The organism is Pseudomonas sp. H3_A02 (assembly GCF_054671965.1).
In genome coordinates this window covers 4,862,149-4,883,431 of record NZ_CP162807.1, presented here as the reverse complement: position 1 = coordinate 4,883,431, position 21,283 = coordinate 4,862,149, and the positions used below count along the sequence as shown (strand labels likewise).

General features: G+C 62.3%; 8 protein-coding genes. 4 read left to right on the top strand and 4 right to left on the bottom strand.

Annotated elements, in window-relative coordinates; all coding sequences use genetic code 11:
- Nucleotides 1-121: 121 nt before the first annotated feature.
- Together gspE and gspF are read left to right on the top strand one after the other, a co-directional pair.
- Nucleotides 122-1,540 (top strand): type II secretion system ATPase GspE, encoded by a 1,419-nt coding sequence (gene gspE, locus AB4N80_RS21400; protein ID WP_460078697.1) that lies wholly within the window; start codon nucleotides 122-124, stop codon nucleotides 1,538-1,540.
- Nucleotides 1,540-2,751: a type II secretion system inner membrane protein GspF gene (gspF, locus tag AB4N80_RS21395; RefSeq protein WP_122566425.1), complete on the top strand. Its 1,212-nt coding sequence runs from the start codon at nucleotides 1,540-1,542 to the stop codon at nucleotides 2,749-2,751. The genes gspE and gspF overlap by 1 nt, the downstream gene beginning before the upstream one ends.
- Nucleotides 2,752-3,047: 296 nt before the next feature.
- Here the strand turns inward: gspF and AB4N80_RS21390 are convergent, their stop codons facing one another.
- Nucleotides 3,048-3,269 carry a hypothetical protein gene (locus AB4N80_RS21390; protein ID WP_163006747.1) on the bottom strand — a complete coding sequence of 74 codons (222 nt, stop codon included), beginning with the start codon at nucleotides 3,267-3,269 and terminating at the stop codon, nucleotides 3,048-3,050.
- On the bottom strand, nucleotides 3,251-3,757 hold the full coding sequence (locus AB4N80_RS21385; protein WP_354339101.1) for a toxin-activating lysine-acyltransferase: 507 nt from the start codon (nucleotides 3,755-3,757) through the stop codon (nucleotides 3,251-3,253). The genes AB4N80_RS21390 and AB4N80_RS21385 overlap by 19 nt, the downstream gene beginning before the upstream one ends.
- Before the next feature lie 500 nt (nucleotides 3,758-4,257).
- Between AB4N80_RS21385 and AB4N80_RS21380 the strand changes: the two genes are divergently transcribed.
- Together AB4N80_RS21380 and AB4N80_RS21375 are read left to right on the top strand one after the other, a co-directional pair.
- On the top strand, nucleotides 4,258-5,430 hold the full coding sequence (locus AB4N80_RS21380) for a substrate-binding domain-containing protein (RefSeq protein ID WP_122566427.1): 1,173 nt from the start codon (nucleotides 4,258-4,260) through the stop codon (nucleotides 5,428-5,430).
- Between the two features lie 213 nt (nucleotides 5,431-5,643).
- Nucleotides 5,644-18,201, top strand: coding sequence for a filamentous haemagglutinin family protein (locus tag AB4N80_RS21375; RefSeq protein WP_460090392.1), 12,558 nt, complete (start codon nucleotides 5,644-5,646; stop codon nucleotides 18,199-18,201).
- A 281-nt stretch (nucleotides 18,202-18,482) separates the two neighbouring features.
- Here the strand turns inward: AB4N80_RS21375 and AB4N80_RS21370 are convergent, their stop codons facing one another.
- Complete coding sequence (locus AB4N80_RS21370) at nucleotides 18,483-19,694, bottom strand: putative bifunctional diguanylate cyclase/phosphodiesterase (RefSeq protein WP_460096068.1); 1,212 nt, start codon at nucleotides 19,692-19,694, stop codon at nucleotides 18,483-18,485.
- Entirely contained in the window at nucleotides 19,588-21,057 is a 1,470-nt protein-coding gene (locus AB4N80_RS21365; protein ID WP_460096067.1) for a sensor domain-containing diguanylate cyclase, read from the bottom strand. The genes AB4N80_RS21370 and AB4N80_RS21365 overlap by 107 nt, the downstream gene beginning before the upstream one ends.
- Nucleotides 21,058-21,283 lie beyond the last annotated feature (226 nt).

The following is a 21,283-nucleotide window of genomic DNA, read 5'->3' as shown; positions in this document are numbered from 1 at the left end:
GGAGCGAGCTTGCTCGCGATGACGGCAGTTCGCTCAACATCATTGCAACTGACCCACCGCTATCGCGAGCAAGCTCGCTCCCACAGGGGACATGTGTGTTTCTTGGACCTGAGGTGCCGGCATGAACACCCTCCCATACGCCTGGGCCAAGGCCCAACGCCTGGTGCTGCGCCAGTCCGACGAAGGCACGGTGTTGATGGTGTGTCCCTCCACGCCGGGCTGGTCCATCAGTGAAGTGCGCCGCCAGTTCGGCGAGGTACGCCTGGAGCGGGTGCGTGACGAGGAACTCGACGGGTTGCTCAACACGGCCTACGCCGACACCGGCAGTGCCGCCGCAGTCGTGGGTGCGGCGGAGAACGAAGTCGACCTCGACCGGTTGATGCAGGATATTCCCGAGATCACCGACCTGCTGGACACCCAGGACGGCGCGCCGGTGATCCGCATGATCAACGCCTTGCTGACCCAGGCCGCACGGGACGAGGCCAGCGACATCCACATCGAACCCTACGAGAGCCATTCGGTGGTGCGCTACCGCGTCGACGGCACCCTGCGCGATGTGGTTTCGCCGCGCAAGGCCCTGCACGGCGCGCTGGTGTCGCGGATCAAGATCATGGCCCAGCTCGACATCGCCGAAAAACGCCTGCCTCAGGACGGCCGCATCGCCTTGCGCGTGGCCGGGCGACCGATCGATATCCGCGTCTCGACGGTGCCCACCGGCCACGGCGAACGGGTGGTGATGCGGTTGCTGGACAAGCAGGCCGGACGCCTGCAACTGGAAACCCTGGGGATGGACCCGGATGTGCTGGCCAAGCTCGATCACCTGATCCGCCAGGCCCACGGCATCGTCCTGGTCACCGGCCCCACCGGCAGCGGCAAGACCACCAGCCTCTACGCCGCCCTGGCTCGGCTGGACGCCAGCGTGCACAACATCCTCACCGTGGAAGACCCAGTGGAATACGACCTGCCGGGCATCAGCCAGATCCAGGTCAACGCCAAGATCGACATGACCTTCGCCCTGGCCCTGCGCGCGATCCTGCGCCAAGACCCGGACATCATCATGATCGGCGAAATCCGCGACCTGGAAACCGCGCAAATCGCCGTGCAGGCCTCCCTCACCGGTCACCTGGTGTTGGCGACGCTGCACACCAATGACGCGGTGTCGGCCGTCAACCGCTTGATCGACATGGGCGTCGAGCCGTTCCTGCTGGCCTCGTCGATGCTCGGCGTGCTGGCCCAGCGACTGGTGCGCAGGTTGTGCCCGCAGTGCAAGCAGCCGGATCCGGCCACGCCCGGCTCCTGGCGCCCGGTGGGGTGCCCGAGCTGTAACCAGACCGGCTACAGCGGGCGCACCGGTATCCATGAACTGTTCTGCATCGACGACGACATCCGCACGCTGATCCACCAGGGGGCGGGGGAGCAGGCACTGCGCGCCGCCGCTCGCCAGGCCGGGATGTTCAGCATGCGCGAGGATGGCGAGCGTTGGGTGCGCAGTGGCACCACGGCCCCTGAAGAAATCCTGCGCGTGACACGGGACGCCTGATGAATCGCTACCGTTTCGAGGCCGCCGATGCCCAGGGCAAGATCGAATCCGGACACTTGGAAGCCGACAGCCAGGGGGCGGCTTTCAACCTGTTGCGCAGTCGCGGGCTGACGGCATTGCAAGTGCAGGTCGAGCGCAACACGACACCGGCCAACGGCGGTGGTTTGTTCAGCGCCAAGCTCTCGGACAACGACCTGGCCTGGGCCACCCGGCAACTGGCGAGCCTGCTGGGCGCCAGCCTGCCGTTGGAAGCCGCGTTGAGCGCCACGGTGGAACAGGCCGAGCGCAAGCACATCGCCCAGACCCTGAGCGCGGTACGCGCCGATGTGCGCAGCGGCATGCGCCTGGCCGAAGCCCTGGCGGCACGGCCCCGAGACTTTCCGGAAATCTATCGGGCGTTGATTGCCGCCGGTGAAGAGTCCGGCGACCTGGCCCAGGTGATGGAGCGGTTGGCGGACTACATCGAGGAACGCAACAACCTGCGGGGCAAGATTCTCACGGCGTTCATCTACCCCGGAGTGGTGGGGCTGGTGTCGGTCGCCATCGTGATTTTCCTGCTCAGCTACGTGGTGCCGCAGGTGGTCAGTGCATTTTCCCAGGCCCGCCAGGACCTGCCCGCGCTGACCGTGGCGATGCTCACCGCCAGTGATTTCATCCGTGCCTGGGGCTGGTTGTGCTTTGGCGTGCTGGCCGGTGGGTTCTGGAGTTGGCGCCTGTACTTGCGCAAACCAGCGGCACGGTTGAACTGGCACGCACGGGTGTTGCGCCTGCCGCTGATCGGGCGTTTCGTTCTGGGCCTCAACACGGCGCGGTTTGCCTCGACCCTGGCGATTCTCGGCGGAGCCGGGGTGCCGTTGCTGCGCGCGCTTGAGGCCGCGCGCCAGACGCTGTCCAACGACCGCCTGAGCCAGAGTGTCAGCGAGGCCACGGCCAAAGTCCGCGAAGGGGTCAACCTGGCGGCGGCGCTGCGGGTGGAAAAAGTCTTCCCACCGGTGCTGATCCACCTGATCGCCAGCGGCGAGAAAACCGGCTGTCTACCACCAATGCTCGAACGCGCCGCGCAGACCCTGTCCCGCGACATCGAACGCCGTGCCATGGGCATGACCGCACTGTTGGAGCCGTTGATGATCGTGGTCATGGGCGGGGTGGTACTGGTGATCGTCATGGCGGTGCTGTTGCCGATCATCGAGATCAACCAGTTGGTTCAATGAATCGTCAACGCTGAAACTACGCTCCGGTCGCTCCAAGGCCACCAAAACCACCAAAACTTCCTGCTGGAGGTATTCCAGCGACAGGAATCTGACTCCTAGGCATCGGCTTGACGTTGGAGAGGCCACCAACAAAGTTACCCATCGCCCCGCCTACAATGCCACCCACTGCGGCGCCTGCGCCTCCGAATCTACTTCCAACACCTGCTCCGATTGACGCTCCTACCGTTTCTGCTGAGACAACGGTGTTGCCTGCGCCGAAAATCATAAGTTGTTCTTCTTCGGTGAGATCTCTCATGTCAATGTCCTGCCTTTAAATTAATATTTTTTTTCAGTTGTGCTTGTTTTGATCTTTTTGGATTGATTCCAAAAAAACGAAATGATGCATGTACTGCAAGTCCAATGGCTAAGCCTTTAATGCATAGATTTAACTCCCAGTGATCAGCGATCACACCTATAGTAATGCCGAACAATAATGAGGCTAGAATGGCAATTATTTTCTTCATGAGATTGATGCGCACAGTCCGTCCGTCGGTGATTTCGACAGGCTATAGCGTCCGGTTTTCTTGATTGTGAAGTCAAAACTCCTGCGTGCCCAAAATATTTGAGGGATGCCATTCTCTCGAAATATTTTCTTTAATGTACTGATGGCATCCTTAGCACCACCAGAGGGAAAACAAAAATCGATTATCCACGTCCGCCCCCCTTCATTCCATTCCGACGGGTGCAGCAGAAAGTTGGGATCCGTCAGCATTCGCTGCTCAGCATCCGGTGCTAGATATGCCCACGTAACATAGCCCATAGGCCTTGCTGTGGAGTCAAAGAAGAACACAATCTGCTGATGATCAATCGCGGGCACCAACCAAAAATGCAGTGTACGCATCTGAAACGTATGAGAACGGCTACACATGAACATAATCAAGTTGGCATAGCCGAGTGCTGCGGCCTTCTTTTCAATAGTGTTGTTTAGGCACTGAGTAACCAGACGAAAACGGTTTGTCATTGACATGAAAAGGCTCCTAGCCTTAGTGACTCCATCCGACGCTCCCGGATGCCACGAGAATTCCAGCTGCACAAGCATGGTGGGAACTATTGATGGATACATTAGCGTCGAAAACCGATTGCTGACGACCCTACAGGTGTAGGGGTTCATCGTTAAGTTTTTTCCTGTATAGCCTCACCTCCCGAGCCTTCCCATTGCCAAACTCGGGTTCCTCGTTCTGTCATCTTCCGCCGCCCGGCAACCGTGCGCCGCCACCTCCACGGCCAGTCCTCGCCATCCCCCTGGAAAAACCGCCTGAACCCACGGCGCAGAGCCCTCGAACACCCGAGGAAAAAACTCGAAAAACATCCCTCAGCTCCCGAGGTTTTTTCCTTTATCTGTCACCGGAAGCTGCGAATTTCTAACCCATGGCCTCACCCCATCGCCATCGGCACAGGACCGAGCGCCATGACGGCAAGCACGCGTCACCCCAACCTACGTACGAACACGATGAAAGGAGATTCTTCATGTTTAAGCGCAACGTTCTCGCGGTATCCCTGACCCTCGCCGGCCTCTGCGCCGCTCAGGCCGCCATGGCTGATGTCAATGGCGGTGGTGCTACCTTGCCTCAGCCGCTGTACCAGACCTCCGGTGTACTGACTGCCGGTTTTGCCCCTTACATCGGCGTGGGCAGTGGTGCTGGCAAGTCTGCTTTCCTGACCAACGACTACACCAAGTTCGTGCCTGGCGACACCAGCAAGAACGTGCACTGGGCGGGCAGCGACTCCAAGCTCAGCGCTACTGAACTAAGCACCTACGTCAGCGCCCACGGCGCCGCCTGGGGTCCATTGATCCAAGTGCCTTCGGTCGCCACTTCGGTTGCCATTCCGTTCAACAAGACGGGTACTGGCAACGTCGATTTGACTGTCAATCAGTTGTGTGGCGTGTTCTCCGGCCGTCTGACTACCTGGAACGATATCACTGGTTCCGGTAGTACCGATCCGATCGTCGTGGTTTATCGTGCAGAGAGCAGCGGCACTACCGAGCTGTTCACTCGCTTCCTGAATGCCAAGTGCGCTGAAACCGGCACCTTCGCCATCACTACCAACTTCGCTTCCAGCTACAGCGGTGGCCTGCCAGCCAACGCCGTTGCTGCTACAGGCAGCCAGGCTGTGATGACTGCATTGAACGCTGCACAAGGTCGCATCACCTACATGAGCCCGGATTACGCCGCTACTACTCTGGCCGGTCTGGATGACGCCACCAAGGTCGCTCGCGTTGCCGGTGTTTCCCCAGCCCCTGCCAACGTTTCGACCGCCATCGCTGCTGTCCCAGTACCAGCAGCCGGCAACCGCGCCAACCCGAACGCCTGGGTGCCGGTGTTCGCCGCAACCACCAACCCTAACGATCCAAGCGTCGTGGCTTACCCAAGCACCGGCTATCCGATCCTGGGCTTCACCAACTTGATCTTCAGCCAGTGCTACGCCAACGCGGCACAAACCACTCAGGTGCGCGACTTCTTCACCCGTCATTACAACGGCACCGTCGCCAGTAGCAACGACGCAGCAATCACCGCAAACCGCTTCGTACCACTGCCTGCCGGCTGGAAATTGGCTGTGCGCAATACCTTCCTGACCGCGACCAGCGCTCAGAGCATCGGCAACACCAACGTCTGCAACGGTATCGGTCGTCCGCTGTAACACCATGCCTGAGCGACACGCAACATCAATCAGCAACGACGCAAGTCGTTGCTGATTTTTTGCATCACACCCCCACCAACATATCCATATGAAATTTTCATGACATCCGTTCGGTCCCGAGCGGCTGTAACCGCCTATCCCCTATAACCAACGCTGGCAGCTTGATACCACCGCGTTGCGACCCCTTAGAGCGAACCCGAAAGGATGAGTAGGATGCTGCGCAGCAAACCCCAGACGAACCTGAATGCTCCACGTCGCGATGGCGAGTTGTCGATGTTGCGGCTCAAGCCGCTGGCCCAGGCCATTGCGCTGCTGATGGTGGCGGGCAATGCCCACGCGGCGACGGCGTTCAGTTCGGCCTGGTTTGCCGCCAAGGGCACGTCCCAGGCCGGTGGTGGTACGGGGCGGCCCACGACGGCGCAGCCAGGCATGCCGCCGCCCCTGGCGCAGCAACAACGAGCCAATGCGCAGTTGCAGCGTTCGCTGACCAACCTCAACAACACCGTGGCCGCCATCGCGGCCCAGCAGGCGGCCCAGGCCGCCGGACGGCAAGCCGCGCTCGGTCAGGTACAGGTCGTGCCCGACGGCTTGGGCGAGGGTGGGCTCAAGGTCGATAACAGCCTGACCCAGGGCTGGCTCAACGCCAAGGGACCGCAGCAGACCCAGACCGGTGGCAAGACCACAGTGAAGATCGAGCAGACCGCCGACAAAGCGATTCTCAACTGGGAAACCTTCAACGTCGGGCGCAACACCACGGTGGATTTCCAGCAGCAGTCGGACTGGGCCGTGCTCAACCGAGTCAACGACCCCCAGGCGCGACCGAGCCAGATCCAGGGCCAGATCAAAGGCAATGGCACGGTGATGCTGGTCAACCGCAACGGCATCATTTTCAGCGGCAGCAGCCAGGTCAACGTGCGTAACCTGGCGGCGGTGGCGGCCAACATCAGCGATGAGCAATTCAGTAAGCGCGGCTTGTACGTCGATGCCACCGGCAGCCAACCGACCTTCACCGACGCGGCGGGCAAGGTTGAAGTGCAGCAGGGCGCGCTGATCGAAACCCATCGTGCCGCCACCTCCACGGCCGGGGGTGGCTATGCCTTGCTGCTGGGTAGCGAAGTGGAGAACGCCGGCTCCATCATCACCGCCAAGGGCCAGACCACCCTGGCGGCGGGCGACAGCTTCTACATCCGGCGCGGCCAGGGCACCAGCGGCAACCTGCGTTCCACCACCCGTGGCAACGAGGTCGCAACGTCCCTCAAGCCCGGCAGCAGCGCCGGCACGGTGATCAACAGCGGCCTGATCCAGGCCAGCACCGGCGACATCACCCTCACCGGACACCGGGTCGAGCAGAACGGCGTGGCCGTCGCCACCAGTTCAGTGGACACCCGTGGCACCGTGCACCTGCTCAACGCTTTCAGCGACAGCACCGGTAGCGTGACCCTGGGGCAGGGCAGTGCCACGGCGGTGCTGCTCGATGCCGCCGGCGGCAGTGCCCTGGACAGCCAGCGCAATGCCGGACCGGCCGGCCTGGATGGCACGCCGAACAACCTGATCACCGGCCAGTTCAACAACCTCAGCAGCGTTGTCGATCGCACCGACCAGTCCCGAGTCGAGATCGTCAGTGGCGGCAGCGTCGACTTCCAGAACGGCTCCATCACCCTGGCCACCGGCGGCCAGGTCGCGGTCAGCGCCGCCGGTCGCAGCCTGGTGCGCGATGGCGCGGTGATCGATGTCTCCGGCGCCATCGGCGTCAAGGTGGCAATGGAGTCCAATTCCATCAAGGTCAACGTCCAGGGCAACGAGCAGCGTGATGCGCCGGTGAACCGCGAGGGCGGCAAGCTGACCAACAACGATGTGTGGGTGGACGTGCGTGACTTGATCTACGTGCCGGCGGGCACCAACGGTTACGCCACCGACCGTTGGTACACGGCGGGTGGGCTGTTGGAAGTCGGCGGTTATTTGGGGACCCGAGGCCACAGCGTCGGTGAGTGGGCTGCTCAAGGCGGCACCCTGACGTTCACCGGCAACGACGTGGTGACCCAGCAGGCGGCGCAACTGAACCTGTCCGGCGGCACTTTGGATGTGCAGAGCGGCTACCTACGCCAGTCCTGGCTCAAGGGCCCCAATGGGCGTTTGTATGACTTGTCCAAGGCACCGGGGGACATCCTCTACACCGGGATTTACAAGGGCTACGAAGACCACAGCCAACGCTGGGGCCAGACTGATTACTACTACAACCCGCTGATCGCCCCACGACAGCGCTTTGAAGCTGGCTACACCGTCGGCCGTGATGCCGGCAAGCTGGTGGTGTCGACGCGCAACGCGGTGCTGGAAGGCCAGATCGTTGGCGAGGTCTACCAGGGCGAGCGCCAGACTCAGGCACCGAACCTCAACCTCGACGGTTACCAGCAATCGCAAAACGCCGTGGCCCAACGGGCGCAGTTATGGGTGGGCCGCTACACGCCGATCTATGACAAGACCAGCGGCGTGATCAACAGCGGCTTGAACCCCACGCTCGATCAGATCACCGTCAGCAAGGTGGCCGACAAGATTGCTGCCGGCCTTGACCTGACCTCGGTGGTCGGCAGCGACCGGCAAGGCAAGTTGGTGCTGGATAACGAACTGCTCAATGGCTTCCAGCTCGGCGCGGTCAAGGTAGCAGCGGCTGAAGGCATCAAAGTTGATGGCACGCTCAAAGTCGCCGACGGCGGTGAGATCACGCTTTACGCGCCGCAGGTCGAAGTGAACGCCGACCTGACGGCCCGCAGCGGTCGCATTGCCTTGGGTAACGTGCTTAAGCAGGTCAGAACCGATAATTTCCAGATGGGAGATGTCGTGCTTTCGCCCGCCACCGGTCAGCGTGCCGCGGTCACCTTGGGCGAGGGCGTGACGTTGAACGCCGCTGGGCGGTGGAGCAATTTGCTGCTTGACGGCAACGACCGCCAAGGTCTGCCGTTCCTCAATGGCGGCACTGTGTCCGTGCGCAGCAGTGGCGACATCGATGTGCGCCAGGGCAGTCTGATCGACGTCAGTTCCGGTGCTGCGGTCATGGCCGATGGCAAGACTCGCGGCGGCAAGGGCGGTGACCTGACCCTGACCGCCAGTACCGGCGCGTCGTCCGGTAACGGCGCCTTGAACCTTGACGGTGAACTGCGCGGCACCGGCGTGAATGGCGGCGGGACCTTGAAGCTGGCGGCCAATAAAGTGCTGATCGGCAACAGTGGTTCGCCGCTTGAACCGGGCACCCTGCAACTGGGCGGCGATTTCTTCGACAAGGGTTTCTCCGCCTATGACATCACCGGTAACGAAGGCCTGAGCGTGGCCGACGGAACCAAGGTCGATGTGACAATGCCGGTGTACCGTTTTGGCGAGCAGGCGTTGAGCACCGGCAGCGGCGCAGAACCGGACGATGCGTTGCAGCGCTGGACGCCGGAGCTGTACCAGGAAGATGCGATCAAAGGCGTCATGACACAGCGTCGTGGCGCGAGCCTGAGCCTCACTGCCGGCACCGCGAGTTCCAGCGCCGCCGACATGGCCTGCACGGTGTTGAGCCTGGGCAAGGGCAGCGTGATCAGCGTCGATCCGGGGCAGGGCATCGATGTGCGCAGCATCGGTCAGTTGACTGCCAACGGTACCCTTAATGCGTGGGGCGGTCGGGTCAGTCTCACCGAGTTGAGCGTCAGCGATACGGTCCGCGATCAAGTCAATGCCCAGGGCCACGGCCGTTCCATCTGGCTAGGTGAGCAAGCACTGATCGATGTATCGAGCCGGGCCGTAACAGCTCGGGACATGCGCGGTCAGAATTACGGCCTGGTGCGCGACGGCGGGCAGATTGTCATCGGCGGCCAGATCGATGCCGCGAAAGGATCGACTTCGGCGTCCGAATTGTTTGTGGTGGTGCGCGACGGCGCGCGTCTGCAAGCGGATGGTAGCCAGGCCGTGCTGGATATCCCAGGCCAGGGGCGTACGTCGGTGGCGAGCAATGGCGGCAGCATTTCCCTGGCGTCGGCCAATGGCCTGTACCTGAACGGTTCGTTCAGCGCCCATTCGGGGGGAGCAGGGGCCGCAGGCGGTAGTTTGTCGGTAGCGCTGGAAACGCCCTATTACTTCAGGAGTGCGGTCAGTGACCGGGTGTTGAAGGTGCGTGAACTGGTGCTGGCGCAAGCCGCCCAGGCGAGCCCGCTGAGCGATACGGCTGAAACCTCGGCGGATTCGCTGGTCTATGGTCACGGCCGGCTAGGTGTCGATCAGGTCCAGGCCGGTGGTTTCGATAGCCTGTCCCTGTTAAGCAACGGCCTGATGAGCGTCGATGGCGACCTGTCGATGTCTCTCGGCCAAAGCCTGAGCCTGTACGCCCGCAGCTTTGGATTGAGCGCAACCGCGCCAGCCAATACCCGGGTCGAGCTCAATGCCCCCCACGTGTTGCTGGCCCTAGCGACGGGGCTGACGGCCAGTCGACCGAGTTTCGACCGCTATACCCGGCCAATAGTCGATGGCGGCGGAGTGTCGCTATTGGCGAACAAGACGGTGCTTTCCGTCAATGCGGACCTGCTGGATGTTCAGGGTAGCGTGATGTTCAGTAGCAAAGGCACGGTGAGGCAGGCCGACGGCGGTACCGTCGCGCTGGAACGCGCCGGTTTCGACAGGGTTCAGCTACGCAGCCGGGGTGATTTGCGATTCCTGGCAGGGTTATCCAGTGACGGATTGCCTACGGGCTTTACCACCCAATTGCTGACCCCTTCGGACATGGTGTTGCAAGCGGCGCAGCTGTATCCGGCAACCGGGGTTGGAGCACGGGTGTTGGCTGGGTATACCAGTGCCAGTGCCCCTGTCTATGACCCGGAGCGCAGCTTGGTCATTGAGCGTACTACCCAGGTCACACCTGCAGTGCCTTATTCGGCATTTGGGCGCTTGCAATTGGGCAGCGCGAAGATCGAGCAGGGCGGCGTGGTACGGGCACCGTTGGGGTTGATTGAACTCGGCATAAACGATGGCTCAGGTACCACTGATCGAGTGGAGCTGTTACCGGGCAGCCTGACGTCGGTCAGTGGTCTGGGCCTGGTCCTGCCGTATGGCGGCACCGTCGATGGTCAAAATTATACGTACGCTGGCAAGAAGGTCGTGTTGCTGGGACAGGGAGCGGTGCCCAACGGAAACTCCGATTTGAACATCGGGGTGATTCTGGGCGGTCGATCTGTGGTGGCGCAAGAAGGCGCGGTGCTCGATCTGTCCGGTGGCGGTGAGTTGCTCGGCGCAGGTTTCATCTCCGGCCGTGGCGGTTCCACCGATGCGCGCTTCAACCCGCTGGTGCAAATCAGCGCCAATGGCGGTTTCACCTTGCCGGGGTTGTCCAGCAACCCGGTCTACGCCATCGTGCCGGGCAATCAGAGCCAGTACGCGCCGGTCGACCCCGAAGGTGGCGCGGTGGATCCCAGGATAGGTCAGCACATTACCATTGGCGCCGGTGTGCCAGGGCTCGCCGCCGGTACCTATACCCTGATGCCGTCCACCTACGCCTTGCTGCCAGGGGCGTTCCGGGTCGAGGTCAACGGTGTAGCTGGACAAGGTGCCACAACCGGCGCGCAACAGATGCGCAACGGTTCCTGGACCACCGCCGGGGTGCTGTCGGTGGCGAATACCGGGCAGCGCAACAGCTTGTCCAGCCAGCTCATCCTGACTTCGGGCGAGGTGCTGCGTCGTTACTCGCAATACAACGAAACCAGCTACGCTCAATTCGCCGCGGCCGATGCTGTTCGCTTGGGCGTACCGCGGGCAATGTTGCCGATAGACGCCAAAACCTTGAGGTTGAACCTGGCCAAGGGCGCGGGAGATCAGGCATTCACCTTCAAGGGCATTGGCAAATTCGCGCCTCAAACCGGGGGCTATGGCGGCACCGTCACGGTGCTGGGCAGTAGCAGCACTGCGTTTGAAGTGGTTGCCGATGGGCGTGGGGCCACGACTGGTTTCGATGGTGTAACCCTTAACGCCGAGAGCCTCAATGCATTGAACGCTTCGCGTCAGGTAATCGGCGGTCTGTTTTCGGTCAGCTATGGCCAGAGTGGCAATTACCTCACGCCGTTTAGAGTGTCACCTAGAGTGATACTGCGTGAAGGTGCGACGTTGGCAGCACCGGAGGTTTTCCTACTGTCCGGTGGCGGCGAGCTGTTGGTGGAACAAGGCGCCGCCATCAACACCATAGGACGGGGTAAGGCCGCTTACGATGCTCGTGATGGTTTTATCTATAACCTCAATGAGAAATCACTTAATTTCAGCATGCTGGCCGCCTCCAATGGCTTGCTCAATGTACTGGCGCCCTCATCGGGCGGCACAAGCTCCATCAATATCGGCGGCTGCAGCCTGACGCCCTGCAGCGGTGTCACGAGAATTCACTCCGAAGGTAGTCTTGTCGCCACCACCGGGGGTAGCTTGACGCTGGACGATCAGGTGCGCTACGGCACCCGTCACCTGACCCTGGCCCTGAGCAATATCAACGTCGGCACCGCCCAGGCCCTGAGCGATGTGGCGACGCGCCAAGTCCTGCCTGCCGGTCTGACCCTGAGCCAGGCCGTGCTCGATCGCTTGTTGCGCGGGGACACCGAATACGGTGCTCCGGCCCTGGAAACCCTCGAACTGTCGGCCAGTCAGGCGCTGAATTTCTACGGCACAGTCAGCCTCGACACCTATGATCCGACAACAGGCAAGTCGCGCCTGAATAACCTGATGCTCAGCACCCCGGCCATCTATGGTGCCGGCAGCGCCAATGACGTGGCGACCATTCGCACCGCCAACCTGATCTGGAACGGTGCCGTTGGCGCGCCGGGTTCGGTGATTGCCGGCGGTGCCGGCACCGGGGCCGGTCGCCTGGACATCCAGGCCCAGCGTATCGAGTTCGGCTACGGTGACTTCACCCAGCCTGGCTCGGTCACCACCCTGGACCGTCTCGCATTGGGATTCGCCAGCGTCAACCTCAGCGCCAGCGAACGCCTGACCGCCAACCACAAGGGTAGCCTGGCGGTGTATCAGAGCCAGGGGGCCTATGATGCGAAAACGGGCTACGTTTACAGCGGCGGCAACCTGAATATCCTCACCCCGTTGCTGACCGGTGAAGCCGGTTCGGTCAACCGCATCACCGCAGGCGGGGCGGTCAATGTAGCGGGCACGACCGCTAAGCCGGGCACTGTCTCCGGGCTTGGGGGTGAGTTGTCCATCAAAGGCGCGAGCCTCAACCTTGCCAGCGCGGTGATGCTGCCCAGCGGCAAGCTGACCCTGAGCGCGACGGATGACCTGACCCTGGCCGATGAGGCGCTGATCGACGTGGCGGGCCGCACCGTCACATTCAATGATGTGACACGCTACAGCCCTGGTGGTGAGGTGATCCTGCAGAGCCGGAACGGCAACATCCGCCAGGCCGATGGATCGAGCATCGACCTCTCGGCTCGCAACAACCAGGCTGGCCGGCTCAGTGCGGTGGCCCTGGCCGAGGCAGCCGGGATCGTTGATTTGCAGGGGCGGATTCTCGGCAGCAGCACGGGCGAATATGACGCCGGGGGCACCGCCATGCCGTATCTGGCCGGCGGAGTGGAGGTCCAGGCCCAACACCTGGGCGGCAGCGGCAACCTTCGCGAGCAGTTCGCGGCGTTGAACCAACGATTGAACGACGGTCAGGTATTCGGCTCTCGCAGCTTCCAGCTCAAGCAGGGTGACCTGGTGATCGGCAACGAACTCAAGGCTTCGTCCATCGACGTGTCCCTGGACAATGGCAGTCTGCTGGTCAACGGCACGGTGGACGCCAGCGGTGAGCGGGTCGGCAGCATTTATCTGGCCGCCAAGAATGCCCTGACCCTGGGCAGCGGTGCTGTGCTCGACGCCCATGGTCGACGCCTGCGCGTGGACAGCTACGGCAAGATCATCGACTCGCCGAACCGCGCCATTGTCGACTTGACCGCTCGGGAAGGCCTCCTGAGCTTGGGTCACGGCGCCCGCATCGACCTGCGTCACGGTACCGAGGTCGCGCTGGGTAGTGCACCCGGCATGAATGACGGGCGTGCTCGCGGCACGTTGCAGCTCAGCGCACCACGATTGGGTGGCGTGTCGGGTGGCGACGTGGCTATCGATGCCGTCGGTGCCCTGGATGTACAAGGCGCCCGCTCGATCGCGCTGGTTGCCATGTGGCAATACAGCGACGCGCCGCTGATCAACGTGCCGGCGGCCAGCGGTCGGCCTTATCAGGTCATCAATCAAGCGTGGCTGGAGGATGTACATGACGACAACACTGCTTTTATCACTAACGCCCGCGCCAACAACGATCTGTTGCAGCGCAAGCTCGCTGGGCTGAACAACAGCCGCTATCGCGACGTTTTCCATCTGCGCCCTGGTGTGGAAGTAGTAAGCGCGACGGCCGATGGTGACCTGGTTGTCCAGGGTGACCTGGACCTGTCGCGCTATCGTTACGAAAGTCTCAATCCGCATAACGTCCTGGACGAGACCGTCTACGGTTCCGGCGAATCTGGAAGCCTGACGCTGCGGGCCGGGGGTGACCTGAACATCTACGGCAGCATCACCGACGGGTTCGCCCAGCCGCCGGCCAGCAACGATGACAAAGGCTGGGTGCTGTTGCCGGGCATTGATTTCGCGGCGGGCGATATTGTCGTGCCCGGTACCGGCGTGACCCTGGCGGACGACACGGCGTTTCCGGCCGGCTCGGTGCTCAACTTCGACGTGCCGCTCAAGGGCGCTACCCTGGCGGCGGGGACGCGGCTGCCGGTCGCCGCGACGCTGGATCAGCCGTTGGTGCTGCCGGCGGGCACGGTGCTGGCCGCGGCGGTGCATGGCGCCTCGGGTAACCTGTTGTTCGCGGCCGGCACTTTATTGGCTTCGAATCAAACCCTTGAAGCGGGCACGGTGTTGGGGGCGGGCAGTTTGCTGGGCAGCAGCGCAACCATTGGCAGCCTCATCTGGCCCAAAGGCGTTGCCTTGCCAGGCATTGCGAGCGCGAGAAACGTCGTGCGTCTCAAGGGCGCCCTGGCACTGAGTGTGGGTTCGAAAATTCCTTCAGGTACCGACATCAAGCTGCCGGCCGGTGTCGAGTCGGTGCAGTTGCGCCCGGAAGTGGCGGGGAGCAACTGGGCCATCGCACCGATGCTGGCCGAGGGGTCGCAGTCCTGGTCACTGCGACTGGTGGCCGGTGCCGATACGCAGGCGGCGGACAGTCGGGTCGTGCGGCCTGTGCTGGCTGGCGGTGATCTGCATTTGGCTGACAGTCACTACGGCATGTTTGGTGCAGCCAAGGCTGGCGCAATGTTGTGGACTGAAGCCGGATCGTTAGATTTTTTTGGCGACACCAGCATGGCGGGCAAGCCGATCGACTTCGAAGCGATTGATTACCCTGAACTCTGTACGGATATGCCAGGTTACTGCAAGGTCAGCAGTGGCTATGTCTGGACTGAAGTGGGTGCAATCGAATGGGGGGACCCAAGTCTCGCCGGCCAGCCGATTGATTTCGATGCCATCGGGTACCCTGAGTTGTGCAGTGAGAATCCAACCTATTGCAAAGCCTCGGGACAGGCCGATTATAAAGTCGGCAGCCAACGCTGGAGTGTCATTCGCACGGGCGCAGCGGACTTGGAGCTATTGTCTGCGGGCGATTTGAAAATGGACTCGCTGTACGGTGTCTACACCGCAGGCAGTTCGGTCAGCGAGACTTACGCCAACGACCCGTACAACCAGCCCAAGGCGCGGGGGGCGGCGGACAAGGTGCTCAATGACGCGCTGGGTGAAAACGAGCAGTTTGTGGATGGCGGTACCAACAGTCTTTATCGCGCCTGGTACCCGGACTTTGGCGGTAACCTGAGTTTGAAGGTTGGCGGCAGTCTGACCGGTAATAGCCTGGACGTATCGAGTACGAATTTAGGGCGACCCAATGGAGGAGACGTTGGTTACGATACGGTCAACGTCGGTAATTGGCTGTGGCGCCAGGGCAACGGTTCAAGCGCTACCGGCTCGCAGATCCAACCCACCGCTTGGTGGATCAATTTTGGCAGTTACACGGCAGCGAAGGACGGCAAGGCTGATTTGATGGTCGGGTTTACGGGGTTCGGTACCCTGGGCGGCGGTAACCTGAATGTTCAGGTCGCGGGTGATGCCGGGGTGATCGATCAAATGGCAGGGAGTCGTCTTGAACCGACCATCAACAGCCGCAGTCAAGGACTGGTTCTTGCCGTGGGCAGCACCGGGCGTGTGGGCGCCGATGGCAGCCTGCAACTGACCGGCGGCGGAGATCTCAACCTGCGTGTGGGTGGTGTCTTGAATCCCGGCGGCCTGCTCACGGACGGGCATCTCAACGGTGCGGTCATTAACTTGCGGGGACACGCGCAGGTCGATAGTGGCGCCATCGGTCGAATCGATCTGCGCTATGGCAACGTTGCTTCGGCACAGTCTCCGGGGGAAACGCGTGCGTACGACTCCTTCAAAGCCACACGTAGCCTGCCAACAGGCGGGCTGACCTTGATGCCGGGCGATGCCACGTTCGATCTGACAACGTCGGGCGACCTGGTAGTGATGGACGTAGCGGACCCGGGTCGAGCGCCGATGATGAGCGTATCGCCCTTCAAAGATGGCACGACTAACGGATCTGGCGTGAGCTGGTTTTCGTTGTGGACGGCCAATACGGCGATCGACTTGTGGTCGTCTGGAGGCAACCTGACGCCTTTTATTAGCGCTACGGCCACGGATCTGGCCGTGGTCTACCCTTCGATCCTGAGGGCTGTGGCGGCCAGTGGCAGCCTTTACTATGGCCAGTCCTCGGTATGGGACGGAACCGGCTACGACGGCACCAATCGCCCAGCCCTGTTGCTTGCTCCTGGCAGCAATAGCGAGTTGCAATTCATGGCCGGTGATTCCATCTACGGCGGCGATATTTCAGTCAGTCGTTCCGGTGCATCGTCTGCGGCCCTGGCGACGCCGTTTCGGCCAGCCTTTGTCGGTATGGATGGTTTAGTCATAAAGGCCAGCAATCTCTCAGCCGATGGCAACCCCACGCGTCCCAGTGCGAACATATTGCCGCTGCTTGCTTTCGACACCAGCAGCGCCTCCAGTGAGTGGGCTCTCAATGTCGATCCTGCTCGCTTCTATGCGCTTGAAGGAGACTTGCTGGCAGTGACCACTGGACGGTCGATTGCATCAGCCTCCACTGGCAGATGGCCGGGGCGAATCGCATACGAAGGCGCCGGACCTGTACGGATGATGGCTGGACGAGATATTGTCAGCAGTGGCATACCACTGGGCGGCTCGCTGAATCAGAACTTCGACGCGGGGGATTACACCAGCGCCGGCAACCTCTTCATCCACAACAACCCCACCGACATCTCCATCGTTTCAGCCGGGCGCGACATCCTCTACAGCAACTTCAACGTCGCCGGCCCCGGCCTGCTGGAGATCACCGCCGGGCGCAATATCCTGATGGACGACAAGGTCAGCATCACCAGCCTCGGCGCGGTGGTGCCAGGGGATTCGCGTCCTGGGGCGAGCCTGGTGCTGCAAGCCGGCGCGGGCCTCAACGGGGCGGATTACGAACGCTTCGTCAAGGCGTACCTGGACCCGGCGAACCAGGCTTTGGCCGGTGTGCCCTTGGCAAATCAGGACGGTAAAGTTGCCAAGACCTACGAGGTGGAACTGGTGGATTGGCTCAAGGAACGCTTCGGCTTCAGCGGCGACACCGAGCAGGCCCGCAGCTTCTTCGCGGCACTGCCGGCGGAGCAGCAGCGGGTGTTTGCCCGGGATGCGTACTTCGCTGAGCTCAAGGCCGGTGGCCGTGAGTACAACGAAGTGGGCGGCGTGCGCCAGGGCAGCTACCTGCGCGGTCGGGAAGCTATCGACTTGTTGTTCCCGAGCAAGGATGTGGCGGGCAATGCGATCACCTACAAGGGCGACATCACCATGTTCGGCGGGGCGGGGGTGCACACCGATTTTGGTGGCAGTATCCAGATGCTGACCCCGGGTGGCGGGCAGACGTTCGGCATCGAAGGCAACGCGCCGCCGTCCACCGCCGGGGTCATTACCCAGGGCGAGGGCGATATCCAGTTGTATGCGCAGAACAGCATCCTGCTGGGGCAGAGCCGGATCATGACCACCTTCGGTGGCTCGATCCTCGGTTGGTCGGCCCAGGGCGACATCAACGCCGGTCGGGGTTCGAAGACCACCGTGGTGTACACGCCGCCCAAGCGCTTGTACGACACCTGGGGCAACGTAACCCTGTCGCCGTCGGTGCCGAGCACCGGCGCCGGTATCGCCACCCTCAACCCGATTGCCAAAGTGGCGCCGGGGGATATCGACCTGATCGCGCCGTTGGGCACCATCGATGCGGGCGAGGCGGGGATCAGGGTGTCGGGCAACGTCAACATCGCGGCGTTGACCGTGGTGAACGCGGCCAACATCCAGACCCAGGGCAAATCCACCGGCGTGCCGCTGGCGGCTTCGGTGAACACCGGGGCCATCACCTCGGCCAGTTCGGCGGCGTCTTCGGCGACGCAGGCGGCTGAAGACGTGGCCCGTCAGCAACAGAACGCGGCGCGGCAGAACCAGGCGTCGGTGTTCACCGTGCAGGTGGTGAGTTTTGGCTCCGAACAACTGGCCCCGTCCCGCGACGGCGCCAGCCGCGAAGCGCCTCGGGCCTATGATCCGGCCAGCCCGGTGCAGGTCCTGGGTGCGGGACCTTTGGACGAGCAGAACCGCCAGCGGCTGACCGAGGAGGAGCGGGGGCGGTTGAGTTTGTAGGGATTGAGCTTGCGGTGAGGTTGGCTGTGCTGGCGTCATCGCGAGCAAGCTCGCTCCCACAGGGATCTGGGGTGTCCATGAGTTTTTGCATGCACCCCTTGCCCATTGTGGGAGCGGGCTTGCTCGCGAAGGCGTTGGACCTGCTGGCATATATGTTGGCTGTGCTGGCGTCATCGCGAGCAAGCCCGCTCCCACAGGGTCATTGGGTGACCTCAGGTTTTGGGTCCGATACAGGCCCATTGTGGGAGCGAGCTTGCTCGCGATAGCGGTGGAGAAGTGGGCTACAGCCACCGCGGCGTGGTGAAGAACGAGGCCATTTCCGAGCGGGCCAGGGCCGCGCCGAAGTAGGGGCCTTGGACATGGTCGCAGGCCACGTTGCGCAGTTGGCTGAATTGCCGGGCGTTTTCGATGCCTTCGGCGGTGACCATGAGCCCTACGCTGCGGCTCAAGCGGATCATCGCCAGGACGCCCTCCTTGTCGTCCTCCAGGCCCAGCTGCGAGAGGATGTTGCGATCGAAGCGGATGCCATCGAACGGCTGGTTCAGTACTTCGCGAAGGGAGGCGATACTGGTGCCGAATTTGTCTATGTTGATCCGCACGCCGAGGTCCTTGAGCGCATGGAGGGTGCTGGCGACGGTCTTGTGGTCGGCCAGCAGGACGCCTTCGGCCACTTCCAGGGTCAGCCGCTGAGGCGCCAGGCCGCTTGCTTCGAGGGCTTCTTGCACCTGGTTGAGCAGGAAGCTGCTGTTGAACCACCGGGGGGAAACCGCGATGGAGACATTGACGGCGTTCGGCCAGGTCGCGGCCTCTTCACAGACGTTGATCAACATCCAGGTGCCCAGCTCCTCCAGTTGGCCAGAGGTTTCGGCCACCGGTATGAAGTCGGCCCCACCCAGTTCACCTTTCTCGGGATGGTGCCAGAAGGTCTGGGCTTCGAAACCGTGCAGTTGCTCGGCGCTCACGTCGAAGCGCGGCAAGTAGCGCAGTTCCAGTTGATCCCGTTGCATGGCGTCGCGCAGTTGCTGCTCGTATTGCCGCCGGTCGCGGGCCAGGTTGCCCATGGCTTCCACGTACACGCGCCAGGTGTTGCGGCCCGCGGCCTTGGCCGCATACAAGGCGATATCGGCGTGGCGCAACAATTCATCGGCCCGTTCGTCACCGGGCTGCGACCAGGCGACACCGATGCTCACCCCCAGGTACAGCGTATTGCCGTCCAGGTGCATGGGCCGTTGCATGCAGTCGATCAGCCGTTCACAGAGTTGATCGAGATTGTCGGCGTCGCCGGGATCGGGCATGACGATGACAAACTCATCCCCCCCCAGCCGCGCCACCAGATCGGTGCCACGCACGTTTTGCTGGAGAATATGCGCCACTTCCTTGAGCACTTTATCGCCCACGGCATGGCCCAGGGAGTCGTTGACCGGCTTGAACCGGTCCATGTCCAGGTTCAGCAACGCCAGGGGGCGGGCGATCAGGTCGGCCCAGGTGTTCACGCAGGCAATCGAACAAACGGTTGCGGTTGGCCAGCCCGGTCAGCGGATCGTGCAAGGAAAGGTGCTTGATCTGGGCCAGCGCCCGCAACTCGTCGGTGATGTCGGTGGCGGTGCCGCGAAAACCCAGGGTGCCGGCCTCGATGGCCCGTACCGAGAGTTTGCAGGTGCGGATGCGCTGGTTGCGCGCGGTGTACTCGCACAGCAGCGGCGCCGATGAGAGGCTGTTGGCACCGCCGAGCAGCCATTGGGCAATCGAGATCGAGCCGCCATGGGGGTGGAGCAGCCGGTGCAGGGGTTTGCCCAGCCATTCCGTGGGGTTGAACCCGGTCACTTGTTCGAAGCGTTCCGACAGATAGGTCAGGGTCCCGGTCGAATCGACCTCCCACAACCAGTCGGAGGAGACTTCGGCAATGTCGCGGAAACGTTCTTCACTGCGTTCCAGCGCCTTGCGGTGAGCCAGCAGGCTGGCGTATTGGCTTTCCTGGGCGCGAAGCATGACCAAGGCATGGCGCAGAACGGCCAGGGCCAGGATCCCCAGCACCAGTAACGCCACGGCCAGCAACGGCAGCAGGATCTTGCGCAGGTCCTGGCCCGGGGTTTGTGGTCGCCAGGCCAGGGCCTCCAGGGTCAGGTCGTCGAGCAGCAGTTGGGCGGTATCGGCTGGGCCCGGTGTCCTGGCGATATGGGCATCGGGCAGGGCGAAGTTCTGCGCCAGGTTTTCCAGGGCGCCGGGGTCCAGGACCTTGACGAAGAGCATCAGGCTGGGCGGGCCGGGAATTTGCGCCACGCTGTTGTCTGTGCCGGTGGTGATGGCGGACACGGCGACGAACGCTGGGGCGTCTTCGTGATGCAGCATCTCGACGACCACTTCGTCGTGATTTTCCTCGGTGCTGGCTTTGCTCCACAGGGCGCGCAGGTCACCGGCCAGCCAAGTGTCGGCATCGACGTCGCTCATCTGGCCATCGATCACCGAATAGACGGTCTTGCCGGTCGGGGAAATGACAAACACCGCCTGGTAACCGTAGAGCGAATACACGCTGCTGCCGACGTTTTCCTGGTCATAGGCCCATTCCTTGTCGACCTCGACATGCAGGTGCCGGTAGGCGTCGCTCCACTTGGAATAGTCGCTCAGGTCCCGGCCGATGCCGGTGCGAATCCCCTCGATGGCCCGCTGGGCGAAAAACAGGCTCTGCTCACGGGCGCGCCGATCCTGGGCGCCGGTGATGTTGAGCAGCACGGCGATCGCCAAGGCGGACATGACAAACAGCAGGAGCATGATGGCCGGAAAAGTGCGACGGGTGAAGCTACGGGTTGGCGAGCCCGGGGAGAGGACAGTCGAGTCATTGCCAGCATTTTCAATCATAAAGATAAGTCATCAGCCAAAAAGCGATTTCACCCGCACCTGTCTTATATCGGCGGGTGGGCTGATTTACTGAGTCGTGTTAACGAAGGGGCCGACAGGCTGCGTTGTTTTCCTCCTGTGCGGGTCTTGAAACGCATGAGCTGGGCAGCGACTGGCCCACGGTCACGGCCTGCCACCATCGGTTGCAAGGCACGGCCAGCCATCCCCACAGCACGCAGAACATCAG